Annotated in this window: 11 protein-coding genes and 1 tRNA gene; 3 read left to right on the plus strand and 9 right to left on the minus strand. The window is 44.9% G+C overall.

Annotated elements, in window-relative coordinates; all coding sequences use genetic code 11:
• Window positions 1-21: 21 nt before the first annotated feature.
• The 3 genes from Q338_RS05130 to Q338_RS14385 all read right to left on the minus strand — a co-directional run bounded on the left by Q338_RS05130 (window position 22) and on the right by Q338_RS14385 (window position 2,867).
• Entirely contained in the window at window positions 22-783 is a 762-nt protein-coding gene (locus tag Q338_RS05130) for a hypothetical protein (protein ID WP_034292699.1), read from the minus strand.
• Between the two features lie 65 nt (window positions 784-848).
• Entirely contained in the window at window positions 849-2,414 is a 1,566-nt protein-coding gene (locus Q338_RS05135) for a TROVE domain-containing protein (RefSeq protein ID WP_034292702.1), read from the minus strand.
• A 312-nt stretch (window positions 2,415-2,726) separates the two neighbouring features.
• Window positions 2,727-2,867, minus strand: a complete 141-nt coding sequence (locus tag Q338_RS14385; RefSeq protein ID WP_156961036.1) for a hypothetical protein — start codon at window positions 2,865-2,867, stop codon at window positions 2,727-2,729.
• Window positions 2,868-3,271: 404 nt separating this feature from the next.
• Between Q338_RS14385 and rtcR the strand changes: the two genes are divergently transcribed.
• A complete protein-coding gene (gene rtcR, locus Q338_RS05140) occupies window positions 3,272-4,879 on the plus strand; it encodes an RNA repair transcriptional activator RtcR (RefSeq protein ID WP_034292705.1) in 1,608 nt (535 codons plus the stop codon).
• A gap of 65 nt (window positions 4,880-4,944) precedes the next feature.
• Here the strand turns inward: rtcR and Q338_RS05145 are convergent, their stop codons facing one another.
• Together Q338_RS05145 and Q338_RS05150 are read right to left on the minus strand one after the other, a co-directional pair.
• Window positions 4,945-6,147: an outer membrane protein gene (locus tag Q338_RS05145; RefSeq protein ID WP_034292707.1), complete on the minus strand. Its 1,203-nt coding sequence runs from the start codon at window positions 6,145-6,147 to the stop codon at window positions 4,945-4,947.
• A gap of 193 nt (window positions 6,148-6,340) precedes the next feature.
• Window positions 6,341-6,994 (minus strand): hypothetical protein, encoded by a 654-nt coding sequence (locus Q338_RS05150; RefSeq protein WP_147293727.1) that lies wholly within the window; start codon window positions 6,992-6,994, stop codon window positions 6,341-6,343.
• 140 nt (window positions 6,995-7,134) lie between these two features.
• Between Q338_RS05150 and Q338_RS05155 the strand changes: the two genes are divergently transcribed.
• Window positions 7,135-7,989 (plus strand): mechanosensitive ion channel domain-containing protein, encoded by an 855-nt coding sequence (locus tag Q338_RS05155; protein ID WP_084693534.1) that lies wholly within the window; start codon window positions 7,135-7,137, stop codon window positions 7,987-7,989.
• Between the two features lie 57 nt (window positions 7,990-8,046).
• On the opposite strand, the gene Q338_RS05160 is transcribed toward Q338_RS05155, so the two are convergent.
• The 4 genes from Q338_RS05160 to Q338_RS05175 all read right to left on the minus strand — a co-directional run bounded on the left by Q338_RS05160 (window position 8,047) and on the right by Q338_RS05175 (window position 10,193).
• Complete coding sequence (locus Q338_RS05160) at window positions 8,047-8,619, minus strand: 5-formyltetrahydrofolate cyclo-ligase (protein WP_034292714.1); 573 nt, start codon at window positions 8,617-8,619, stop codon at window positions 8,047-8,049.
• Window positions 8,620-8,693: 74 nt separating this feature from the next.
• A complete protein-coding gene (grxD, locus tag Q338_RS05165; protein ID WP_034292716.1) occupies window positions 8,694-9,002 on the minus strand; it encodes a Grx4 family monothiol glutaredoxin in 309 nt (102 codons plus the stop codon).
• A 55-nt stretch (window positions 9,003-9,057) separates the two neighbouring features.
• The gene (locus Q338_RS05170; RefSeq protein ID WP_034292719.1) at window positions 9,058-10,023 is read right to left on the minus strand and encodes a tRNA dihydrouridine synthase; all 966 of its coding nucleotides are present in this window, start codon (window positions 10,021-10,023) and stop codon (window positions 9,058-9,060) included.
• Between the two features lie 83 nt (window positions 10,024-10,106).
• Window positions 10,107-10,193: transfer RNA gene (locus tag Q338_RS05175), tRNA-Leu, on the minus strand.
• Window positions 10,194-10,274: 81 nt separating this feature from the next.
• Between Q338_RS05175 and rnr the strand changes: the two genes are divergently transcribed.
• The gene (gene rnr / locus Q338_RS05180; protein ID WP_034292721.1) at window positions 10,275-12,887 is read left to right on the plus strand and encodes a ribonuclease R; all 2,613 of its coding nucleotides are present in this window, start codon (window positions 10,275-10,277) and stop codon (window positions 12,885-12,887) included.
• Window positions 12,888-13,110 lie beyond the last annotated feature (223 nt).

Here is a 13,110-nt window from a genome sequence, read left to right on the forward strand (position 1 = left end):
ATTTTGTCTTTCTTTTTGGTTTCAGGCAGCCTGAAAATCGGGCAATACTTTACCGCTTAAATAATAAGTACCTTGAACAATATTGCCTTTTTGCAAAGGTTTATCGGAAAAATGTTCCGCAGCGAAAACCGCGTCCAATTCCATGCCCAAAGTTTGAATGGTACAATGATAAAATGCCTGTTTTGTGAAAAAATTTGTTTTTAATTCAAATGATTGAATAATACCATTCAATATTGCATACGGCTGATAAGGCACACCTTCATCAACAAACATACCTGATGTAATGAATGCTTGCGTTGCCCATTTCATTTCTTCATTTTCTTGGCTTTTATCAAATTCTTCTTGATTTTCAAAAACTTTCACATCTTCGGCAAACGCACATAATTGTACGCTAATACTGCTTTGCACCAAATTTTCAGGCAGCCTGAAAAAATCGGGAACACAAAATACCAACGGCATATCACCATCAACGCATTCGCCATTTTCAAAATTTTTGCCGTTTGCCCAACCATAAATTGCGCCCGTTTGTTCGTCATATTGAATTAAAGCATTCACGCCAATTTGTTGTTGGCATATACCATTAAAATGCAACTCAATGTTTTCCAAACCATTTTCATGATTAATGCCAAACCACAATTCAGCACCACTTGGGTCGCTGTGAACGCCATACCAACCATTTTGATGTGGATATTGTGCCGTTAAATTTTGGCAGGTTTGTTCAATAATTTGATTTAATTCGGTTTCATTGTGATTGACAAAGCCAATGTTATCAAAGTGATTCATTTTTTATCCTTAATCATTTAATTTATTTTTCAGGCAGCCTGAAAATTTTTTCCATAAAAATAATTTTACAATTCAATCGCTTGAATTTGCTTTACCCACATATCGCCATGTAAATCTTGCTCTGCAAACGCCCCCATCACGCCAAAAACCGAATCGCTGAAACCGCCAATATTCAAAATATCGTCCCGATTTTGCGCTTGCGTGGTCGCGTTGGGCTGAATGTCCAAGCACACCAATTTGGCGTTTGGACAACGCTGTTTTAACTTATCCCATTCTTTTTTCAGGGAAGTTTGGCTGCCAAAATGCTGTTCGCGGTCTGCCCAACTTTCGTTGTCGGACACCATAATCAGCAAATCCACATCGGCTTTTTCCGCGTTCAATTTGGCGAGCGGTGCGCTGCAAGTCGTGCCGCCACCACCGATTTTTGCCAATTTTTCTGCGTTGGTCATGATGCTGTCGCGTGGATTGATTTTCACGCCTACCACGATGTTTTCAAAGGGTAAAATGCGTGCTTTCGGATTTTGGCGCAACACGGCTGCCGATACCAAAGCCGCTACGTCTATGCAGCGCGTTTTGCTGGTCGCGCTGCCACGATAGCCCGTTGCAGGGCTTTGCATGGAACCCGATACATCGGGGCAAACCACAATATTTCCTTTAAAAACAGGTACATTTTCCACCGCGTGTTCCATTGCGTCTTGCAAAGCGTTGCTGATGTCGCTGGGCAAATTGCAGGCTGCCTGAAATGCAGTCAGCAACTGATACGGTAAAACACGCGATTTTTTAACCAGTTGTTTATCCGCAATTTTTTTTGCAATGGCGTGGGTGTTTTTGTTTTTATCAAACACACCATGTCTTTGAAATGTATTCAAATTTTGGCGAACTTGTTGCCATGAACCATTCAGCGCGATTTGCGTCCACGCGCCCGTGTCCAAATCCAAAGACGTGAGCATTTGAAATGGCACATCGGGCAATTTTCCTGTGCGATTTTGTTTATATAATTCAAAAGATTGCGTAATCGGTGGTAAATCTTCAAAACGGTATTCACGCCCAATCAACCACGCAAACCAAGCCGCTTGCCACGCTTCACGCGGTTTGGGGTGCACCATTTTGACTACGTCCGCCAACGATGGCGCGTTGCCAATTGCCGCGTTAAGCAATTGTTTTTCATCGGCATGGAGCAGCCAATTTTGCACCATTTTTTTGGGGCGCGTGCCCAGCGATTTGTGTCCAGTCGCGCCACTTCGCAATATTTGCACGAAGTTACGCAACATTTTGCCGTTGTCAATCACGCGCTCAAAAATTTGGGCGCACAATGCCACGTCTTTTTGCGCCAAAATTGCCAATAAAAACGCGGGCATGTCTTTCATTGCGCCTTTTTCGCGTGCGTAAATGGCGGTTTGGGCGATGAATTTTGGGGAAACGTGTTCGCATAATTGGCGGACTTGGTCTAATTGTTCGGCGGCGTTGGCGTAATAAGTGTTGTTAAAACAGCCAGTTGTGGCGAATTGTGCCAATGCGTGTTCGGGCGTGAAAGCGTAGGCAATGCCGCCTGCTTGGTTGTGGGTGTGGGTGGCGTTTTCTTGGTTTTTATTTTTATGAAACAAGGTGTTGAATATGTTTTTGTTTGCCATGATGTTTTTCCTTTGTGCAATAAAAAGGCTGCCTGAAACAAGGGTTTTCAGGCAGCCTTAAAAAAGGGGGTGGGCGACTAGGTTAGCAACAAGATGACGATTTGGGATGTAATCCTGTTGGCATTCGCCCGTAAAAGGGGTGGCGACCAAAATGTGTAAGATGATTTCTCCAATTAAAATGTAATCTTACACGCATTCGCCACAAACTGAATTATCCTTGTTAATCAAAAGCCTGTCAAGATTTGCCTGAAAATCTCATTGGCAGGCTGCCTGAAAAAGTGGGCGACAAAATGTATCGGTTAAAAAACTGAGCTATACCAAAACGGCATTGGGATTTGAACCCAAGACACACAACTTGCGTTGCTGCTCTACCTGTAAACCGACAAGCATTCGCCCGAAAAGGGTGGGGCGTGGCGACCAAGTTTGCAGAAATTCAACCCGATGTTTTGCCAATTAAACTACTTCGCGATAAGTATTTGGCGCGAAAGCAGGATTTGAACCCACATCTTCGGGGGTGGCTGTAATTTCTGCGGCATTCGCCTTGCCCCAAAACTGGGGCGCAACCCACAACAAGAATTGAAGAAATGTTTCGCGCTCTAACCTTCTGAGCTACTCTGCCATAGCTGGCGACAGAGGCGGGACTCGAACCCGCGACCACGAGCATCGTAGGCTGTAATTCCTTCGGCATTTGTGTGTTGCGTTGATTGAGATAATGCAAAGTGCGTGCCAAAGTTTTTTCAGGCTGCCTGAAATGTTTTCAATATATTGATTTTTAATAAAATAAAAATTTTCAAGCAGCCTGAACGATTTTGCGTTATCATAGAAAATCTATAAAATAAAATAGGAAAAATAGCTAAATGGATAAAAAAAATGTGGTCATCAGTTTTTTGGGAACGGTTTTGGACGCGGCGCAAAGTCGTGGCGATGGACGTTGGCGCAAATGGCGACCGAATATCGCCATGAATCAGCGCGATGATTTCCAAATTCATCGTATGGAATTGTTTATACAGGAAAAATTTTTGGGTTTGGCGAATCAGGTTAAGGCGGATATTCAGCAAGTTTCGCCTGATACGGAAGTGAATTTTGTGCCTTTGGAATTAGCCAATCCTTGGGATTTTAGTGAAGTTTATACGGTTTTGCATGATTGGGTTTCACAATATCATTTTGATTTATATAATGAAAATTATTTAACCCACATCACGACAGGCACGCATGTGGCGCAAATTTGCTTGTTTTTGTTGGTGGAAAGTCGGCAAATTCCGTCTGTTTTATTGCAAACGTCGCCACCGAAAAATCAAAACAAAAACATGATGACGGGCGATGTCGGTTCTATTGAAATCATTGATTTGGATTTGGCGCGTTACGATGTGTTGGCGCAACGTTTGGCGGCGGTGCGCGACAATGCGCTTTTGTATTTAAAAAGCGGTATTTCCACAAAAAATCAACGTTTTAACAAAATGATTGCCGAAATTGAACAGGTCGCCTTAAATTCGCCCTCCCCTATTTTATTGAGCGGTGCGACTGGCGCGGGCAAATCCATGTTGGCGCGACGAATTTACGAACTGAAAAAGGCTAGGCATTTGATTTCAGGGAATTTTGTGGACGTGAATTGCGCGGTTTTGCGTGGTGATGGCGCGGCTTCGGCTTTGTTTGGACACAAAAAAGGCGCGTTCACAGGCGCGGCGGACAAACGCGATGGCTGGCTGAAAACCGCCGACAAAGGCGTGTTGTTTTTGGACGAAATCGGTGAATTGGGTTTGGACGAACAGGCGATGTTGCTCAAAGCCATTGAAGAAAAACGGTTTTATCCTGTGGGCAGCGACAGCGAAACGTCCAGTTCGTTTCAATTGATTGCGGGAACGAATCGGGATTTGCGCCATGAAGTACGGGCGGGGCGGTTTCGGGAAGATTTGTTTGCGCGGATTAATGTGTGGCATTATGAATTGCCGAGTTTGGCGGAACGGCGCGAGGACATTGAACCGAATATGGCGCATCAATTGGCGTTGGCTTCGCAGGAATTGGGGCGAGCCACGCGCTTTAATCGGGAAGCGCAGGCGGCGTATTTGGATTTTGCGCTTTCTGAACAAGCACTTTGGCGCGGTAATTTTCGGGATTTGGCGGCGAGTATTATGCGTTTGGCGACTTTGGCGACAGAAGGGCGAATTGATTTGGCATTGGTGCAAGCAGAAATTGAGCGTTTGAAATATTTGTGGCAAGACGATGATTTATTGGCACAAAATGCTTTCAGGCTACCTGAAAAATTGGATTTGGCAAAATTAGATGAATTTGACAAAATGCAATTGGAAAATGTGATTGCGGTGTGTCGTCAGCATAAAAATTTGGCTTCGGCAGGGCGAGCCTTGTTCAATGTGTCACGTTTGGCGAAAGACCACCCGAATGACAGCGATAGATTGCGGAAATATTTGGCGAAATTTGGGTTGAGTTGGCAAGATGTGAGTGGGTAAATTGAAGGCAGCCTGAAAAAGATTTCAGGCTGCCTGTATGACAAAATCGGTTAATTATCAGTTAATTAACGGAAATTGTATTGTACGCCGACACCAACGTAGTTTTGACCTTTATTGGTAAAGCCTTTGTATTTTTTCTTGAAGAAGTGGTCGTAATCGCCACGAATTGCCAATTTGTCGGTTACATTGTAAGTAGCACCCAAACCAGCCGTACCGCGTGCGTAAGTACCTTTTTTGCCTTCCAACCAGTTTTGCAAAATAGGTGTCATAGCAGAAGCAATTGCACCACCATCACCACCAGAAACTTCTTTAATTTTCGTGGTTGTGCCAGCTACACCACCTTTAGCAAACACGCGGAATGCATCAGTAAAATTATGCCCCAAAGTCAAACGTGTACCATAAATATGTTGTTCGGTTTTGGTGGTATATTTTTGGTTATCTACAGTAACACCTGTAGGCAAAGTAACAGTTGATGGTACTTCTGGAATAACTGTCATATCTAATTTGTGGTTAGCAGAACCTGTGTAGAACAACTCTGCACCCAACAATTTATTGAATTGAACACCAAAACCTACTTGACCAGCAAAGCGTGTATCACGGTTATCTTTTGCTACACCTTTCGCACTTACTGGAATACCACTAACACTTCTTGGTGAAGTTGAACCATAAACCGCATCAGTTTCCATATCCAACGCACCAATTGTACCAAACACATAAGGTTTAGCAGCAAATGCGGCTGCGGCAGCAGGAACTACGGCTGGGGTAACATCTACTACAGGTTCAGATGGTTGTGTTACTGGTGCAGAAGCAGTAGGTACAACAGCTACTGGACGTGGTGCGCTGCCAGAGAACCAGTTGTCGCATTGCGCCATGGTTACACGCACAGCATTACCTGCTTTGTCGGTGTACACGTTTACAGGCATATCAGGGCTAAAGGGAATAAATTTGCCTTGCAATGCAGTAGAAACACCTTCACGACCCATGCGACGCCCCACACCCACATCACACGCACCACGCGCATATTGTTCGCCCAAATCTTTCAAGCTAGCAGTTTGCACTTTGGCTTCGCCTTTGCGTTTCAAAGGTGCTTTGTTGGTAAATGGCGTGTAAAAACGTGCAGTACCGCTTGCTACGGCTGCATCACATTCTGCAGCCGTATCGTAGCCCACGTTGCCATGTGCGTCTGTTACCATATCGGCTTTTGCGCTAAATGAAGCAAATGCTGCACCCAACGCCACAATCATAGAAATAACTTTTACATTTTTCATGATTATCTACTTTCGTTTGTGGTTAATCAAAGGGGAAAGTGGCATTCTAACAATATTTTCCACTTTTTAAAACATTTAATTCTGGCTATTGTGCTTTTTCTGCACCATTTTTAATACGAAATGGCTAATGAAAAATCGTTATTTTTCAGGCTGCCTGTTTATGTCAATAAAATAATTAGGCAGCCTGAAAATATTAGCCGTCAATTTCGGCGCGTAATGCCAACACATCGTTGTCTATCATTTCCAAGAAGCGTTCCATTTCGACGCGGCTTTCTTGATAAAATGATTCTAAAACAATGGTTTCCTGTTCAATCAATTGCTCCAATGCGTAGCGGTCGGTGGGGGCTTCGTTGGCAAGTTCGGCAAATTCATGTTCCAAGTGCTTCAATTTTAATAAAGAAGCGGCATGGTCTTGCATGATTTGACTGAACACAAACTCGGTCTCTTGCGCCAAATAAAAGCGATTGTTTACCACGATGTCTTTGAATTCTTTGAAATAATAATAATAGCGTTTGGCAGACAAACCGCCTTCGCCCAAACTTTGTTGTTCCACCATGCGCTCGGCTTTTAAATTCACAATATCTTGATGTACCAAGATTTTTTGTTCAATTAAATTGGCTTTGACATAATTGGCAGACACATTTTCGGTTTTTTGAGTCGTTTGCATTTGCTTGCTGAACTCTTGTTTCAGTTCACGCAAAAAACGACGATTTTGCCGCTTAATTTGAGATTTTAACGCCCAAATCATGAAAAAGAGTATAATAGCGACAATGATTGCGCTGTTTTCTCGGATAATGGGCAGATAAGTTTGCCAATTATTTAGGAAATAAATGAATTGCTCTTGCATAATGTTTCTCGCTTATTATGGTAAAGTTTGGATTTATGTATTAATTAATGCCCGATTTTAACATAAATGCGATAAAATCTGCGGTATTTCAGGCAGCCTGAAAATGTAAAATAAATGGAAGAAATAAGGTTTTTATTGACATGATACAAATGCCAGATTTTATTAACCAATTGAATATAAATAGGGAAATTATTCAAACGGTTGTTGTTATTCCCAGCATTATTTTGCTGCGCTGGTTGTGGTTGCGGTTTTATTTTTATCGCAATCCCGATATGGAGTTGGAATTTAAACGCCGTGCGATGGTGGTGAGCCGTAATTTGGCTTTGCTGGTTGGTCTGATTGCGCTGACGGCGGTGTGGGCAACGCAAATTCAACATTTTGCCTTGTCTATGGTGGCGTTGGCGGCGGCGACTGTGTTGGCAACCAAAGAATTGATTATGTGCTTACTCGGCAGCATGATGCGCATGATTACCAACCAATATTCCATCGGCGATTATGTGGAAATTGCCAATATTCGCGGGCGTGTGGTGGACATTAATATGTTTAACACGCTGGTGATTCAAACGGGTACGAGTTCACAATTAACTGATTTATCAGGGAAAACGGTTTCCTTTCCCAACAGTTTATTGTTGAATGCGCCGCTCTCGCGTGATAATGTGATGGGTAATTATGTGGTGCATACGTTTGAAATTCCCGTGCCGATTCGTTTGGATTCGGACACGATTGTGCCACGTTTGGAATGGGTATTGCGTGATTATTGTGCGCGTTATGTATTGGATATTGCACAGTATTTTGAAGAAGTTAAAACACAAAAAATGTTCGTTACTCCCACAGCAGAACCCACCATCACACGTATGCCACGCGACACAAGCATGTATTGCTTGGTGGTGCGTTTTGCTTCACCGCTAAATAAGCGTTTGGCGATTCAACAAGCAATTTTGGACGAGTTTATTCGCATTCAATATTTATTGATGAGCAATGACGACAATCAATAAGCCCATCATTTAATTTAAAAAACAAGGCAGCCTGCATATTTCAGGCTGCCTTATTTCTTATTTTTTGAATGAGAGAATACCTAATTCACACGCAAAATCATCTACTTGGCAATCATGCGTTTCGCTGGGCAACTCATCAACCAGTTGGCAAGCAAAACCGACCGCCACTTTGCGCGGCTGCAAAACAGAATAATTTGCCGCCAAAGTCGTGTCATAAAAGCCGCCGCCTTGCCCCAAACGATAGGCGCGTTTGTCCACGCCGACCACAGGCAAAATCATCACATTCAGGTGGTGTGCGCGGATTTTTTTGCCCGAATATTGTGGAATATTCAGGCTGCCTGCACCGCGTGTACGTTCCAATTTGCCATCAATAGGCGTGAACCACAGGCGCAAATTTTTCGGCGTGATGTAGGGCAGGTAAATGTGTGCGCCGCGTTTTTGTGCGGTGCGGATAAAATGGTCTAGCCGCATTTCGCTGCCGATGGGTGCATAGACTGCAATTTTTTTACCGCGTTTAATCAAAGGTTTGAGTGCGCGACTGGTGGCGAGTTCGGCACGTTGTCGGGTTTCGCGCGGGATTTGCTGGCGGGCGCGGCGCAATTGGCGGCGCAATTCGGATTTGCTGAACATGATTGGGGGATGACTTTTTAAATTAGGCAGCCTGAAATCATTTTCAGGCTGCCTAATATTTTGATTAAATTAAATTATGCTTTCAAAACTTCTGCCAATTCGCCCGCTTCAAACATCTCCATCATAATGTCTGAACCGCCGATGAATTCGCCATTCACATACAATTGCGGAATGGTTGGCCAATTCGCATATTCTTTAATGCCTTGACGCACTTCATCATTTTCCAAAACATTAACGGTTACAAAATCTTCGCAACCAGCCGCTTGCAAAATTTGCACCGCGCGCGCTGAAAAGCCGCATTGTGGAAATTGTTTCGTGCCTTTCATAAATAAAACAACACGATGGGTGGTAACCACTTCCTTAATTTGCTCTTGAATGCTCATGGAATTATCCTAAAAAAATAAAGGGGAAAACGTGATTATAACCGCAATGCCATTTTCAGGCAGCCTGAAAATCCTGTAAAACCGTGTGGACTTGTTCCGATTCTTTCAAAATCCTAATTTTATCAAATAGTTGAGTGGCTTCTGGGTAAACTTTTTTCATCATGCCCAACCATTGTTTCAGCCGCGCTACAGGGTATTTATTATTGGATTCTTTTGCCATGCACAAATCAAAAAACAGGCGTATCCAATTCATGATTTCATGATTAAATTCAGCGATTTGAATCGTTTCGCCGCGTTCAAATTGACGAATTTGTCGCGCCAAATCGGGGCGCATTACCGCGCCGCGTCCCAGCATAATGTGTTCACAGCCACTTTCGCGCCGAATGCCAATAAAATCGTCTAATGTAAATACATCGCCATTGGCAACCACAGGAATATCAATAACTTGCTGAATTTTTCGCACCCACGCCCAATGCGCGGGCGGCTCGTAGCCTTCCACTTTGGTACGCGCATGGACGGTCAAAACTGCTGCGCCGCCTGCCGCGATTGCCTGTGCATTTTCCAAAGCCAAATCTTTGTTTTCATAGCCTAAACGCATTTTGGCGGTGAGTGGAATGTGTTCAGGCAGCCTGTCGCGTAGGGTTTTGACAATTTGGTAAACCAAATCAGGCTCTTGTAATAAAATCGCGCCGCCTTTGTGTTTATTGACGGTGGGGGCGGGGCAACCAAAATTCACGTCAATTTTATTCGCGCCAAAACGCACAGCTTCTAAAGCATTGATTGCCATCATATTTGCGTCGCTGCCAAGAATTTGTACGGTACACGGCGTGCCAGCAAAAGTACGATTATGTGTAGCGATTTCAGGCACATGGCGCAACCACGTTGAGCGCGAATGCACGGTGTGGGTAATGCGGACAAATTCGCTCACGCATTCGTCAAAACCGCCGATACGCGTGAGTAGGTCGCGCATCACGTCATCACAAAGACCTTGCATGGGGGCAAGGATAAGTTTAGTTTCCATATTTTCAATAAGTTATGTTTTCAGGCTGCCTGAAAGAAGAATGTGAAAAACCCGACTGTTGGGTAACAATCGGGTTGTGAATGTGGTGCCCAGAAGAAGACTCGAACTTCCACGTCCTTACGGACACTAGTACCTGAAACTAGCGCGTCTACCAATTCCGCCATCTGGGCTTTGCTTTTATTGCTTAATTGGGTTAAAGTGTGCCAACTAAAGAAGTCGCGATTATAAATGATACAGGAGAATTGTCAATTATGAAAAAACAGAAAAATAGTAAAGCAATGAATTTGCGTGAAAAAGACCCCTATTTACAGCGTGAACGCGATAAATATAATAACCACCCCTTGCCCAGCCGTGAGTGGATTATCCAATTATTGGAAGATGTGGGCGTGCCGCAAAAAATCCCTGCGCTGGCAGAAAAATTGTCTATTTTGGACGAAGAATACGAATTTTTTGAACGCCGCTTAAAAGCAATGGCGCGTGATGGGCAAATTCTCATCAATCGCCGCAATTTGGTGTGCGTGGCGGAAAAATTGGACATTGTGAAATGCCGCGTGGAAGCGCACAAAGACGGCTTTGGTTTTGCCGTGCCGCTCACGCCCAATGCGGACGGCGATTTGGTACTGTATGAACGCCAAATGCGCGGTGTCATGCACGGCGACATCGTTACCGTGCGCCCGCTTGGTTTGGACAGACGCGGTCGCCGCGAAGGTCAGGTGCTGGATATTGTGGAGCGAGCGCAAACCAGCGTGGTCGGGCGTTTTTATTTGGAACGCGGCGTGGCGGTATTAGAACCTGAAGACAAGCGTTTACATCAAAACATTATTTTAGAACCCGACAGCGTGGCACAATTCACGCCCCAATCGGGACAAGTGGTGGTGGCAGAGATTGAAAGTTACCCCGAAAACCATCGCCCTGCGGTGGCAAAAATCGTTGAAATTTTAGGCGATTATGCCGATAGTGGCATGGAAATTGAAATCGCCGTCCGCAAACACCGTTTGCCGCACGAATTTCGTGCAGGCTGCCTGAAAGCCGCCGCCAAAATCCCCAAAACCGTGCGCAAAACCGATTTGAAAAACCGCGTGGATTTGCGCGATTTGCCTTTGGTTACGATTGACGGCGAAAGTTCACGCGATTTTGATGACGCGGTGTACGCGGAAAAAATCGGGCGCAATTACCGCCTGATTGTGGCGATTGCCGATGTGAGCCATTATGTGCAACCCGATGATTTGATTGATATTGACGCGCGTGAACGGGCGACCAGCGTGTATTTCCCACGCCGCGTGATTCCCATGCTGCCTGAAAATTTGTCCAATGGCATTTGCTCGCTCAACCCTGATGTGGAGCGGCTGTGCATGGTTTGCGACATGACGATTACGTACGCGGGCAATGTGAAATCGTATGAATTTTACCCTGCGGTGATGAAATCGGCGGCGCGTTTAACCTACAATCAAGTTTGGGATTGGCTGGACAAAAATCCCGAAAATATCCCCGAAAACTTTTCAGGCAGCCTGAAAACGTTGTACAAAATCTTCCAAATTTTGCAGCAAAAACGCCAACAACGCGGCGCAATGGAATTTGAAACCGTTGAAACCCAAATGATTTTTGACGACAACGGCAAAATTGAACGCATTGAACCCGTCCACCGCAATGACGCGCATAAATTGATTGAAGAATGTATGCTCGCGGCGAATGTGTGCGCGGCTGAATTTTTGTTAAAAAATAAACACATGGCTTTGTATCGCAACCACGCAGGTCCCACGCCCGAAAAATTGGCGACTTTGCGCGAACAATTGGCGTTGCTGGGCTTGAGTTTGGGTGGCGGCGATGACCCGAAACCGAAACATTATGGCGAATTGGCGGAAAAAATTGCCGACCGCCCCGACCGTGAATTGTTGCAAACCATGTTGTTGCGCTCCATGCAGCAAGCGATGTATAAACCTGAAAATGAAGGACATTTTGGTTTGGCTTATGAACATTACGCGCATTTTACATCGCCGATTCGCCGTTATCCTGATTTGGTGGTACATCGGGCGATTAAAGCGGTTTTGGCGCAACAAAAATACGAGGTGGGCAGTTGGCAAGAATTGGGCGTGCATTGTTCGTTTTGCGAACGCCGCGCCGATGACGCGAGCCGCGATGTGGAAAGCTGGCTGAAAACCTATTTTATGCGCGATAAAGTGGGCGAAGTTTTTGATGGCAAAATCACGCATTTAGCCAATTTTGGCGTATTTGTTACGCTGGACGATATTCATATTGAAGGCATGGTTCATGTCAGCGAATTGGGCGAGGATTATTTCAATTATCGGGCGGATTTGCTGGCGATGGTGGGCGAGCGTAGCGGCGTGCGTTTTGGCATGGGCGACCGTGTGCGCGTGAAAGTGGCGCGGGCGGATTTGGAAACCAGCAAAATTGATTTGGTGCTGGTGTCGGGCGGCGAGAAATCGCGTAAAAAAGCCCATTCTGCGGATTTCAGGCAGCCTGAAACGAAAAATCCGAAGAAAAATGCAAAAAAGTCCACCAAAGCCACACATTTAGCCGCGCCATCGGCGGCGGAAAAAGTGGGGCAGCCTGAAAAATCGGTTCGCAAAAAATCCGCCAAAAAATCAGGCAAATCGGCTGATGTGCAGACTTCTATTTTAGATGAGGCGGCGGCTTTATTGGCGGCGGCTGATGAAAAAGCAAAACGCAAAACCAAAAAAGCCAGCAAATCCGCCAATCATGACTCGCCCAAAGCCGCGAAAAAATCAGCAAAATCGGCAAAACCGAAAAAATCAGTCAAAATTAAACTGAAATCTGCCGACACGCAGCCTGAAAAATCCGCCGAGCCAAAAGCGAAAGCTGCACGGAAAACGCGTGGTAAATGATATAATTTGGGGCTTTTTTTCAGGCTGCCTTTCACTACCCTACAAAAATAAAATATTGCCTGAAATCGTTGAGATACAGCAATCTCACTCCCTCTCCTTTGGGAGAGGGCTGGGGAGAGGGAAAAATCGTGGTGCATTGAAAGTTTTACCCTCTCCCTAACCCTCTCCCACAGGAGAGGGAACAGATGAGTGGTAGACAAAAATTTGTAGGGTAATGAAAGGC

The sequence above is a fragment of the Alysiella crassa DSM 2578 genome (assembly GCF_000745955.1).
Lineage (GTDB): Bacteria > Pseudomonadota > Gammaproteobacteria > Burkholderiales > Neisseriaceae > Simonsiella > Simonsiella crassa.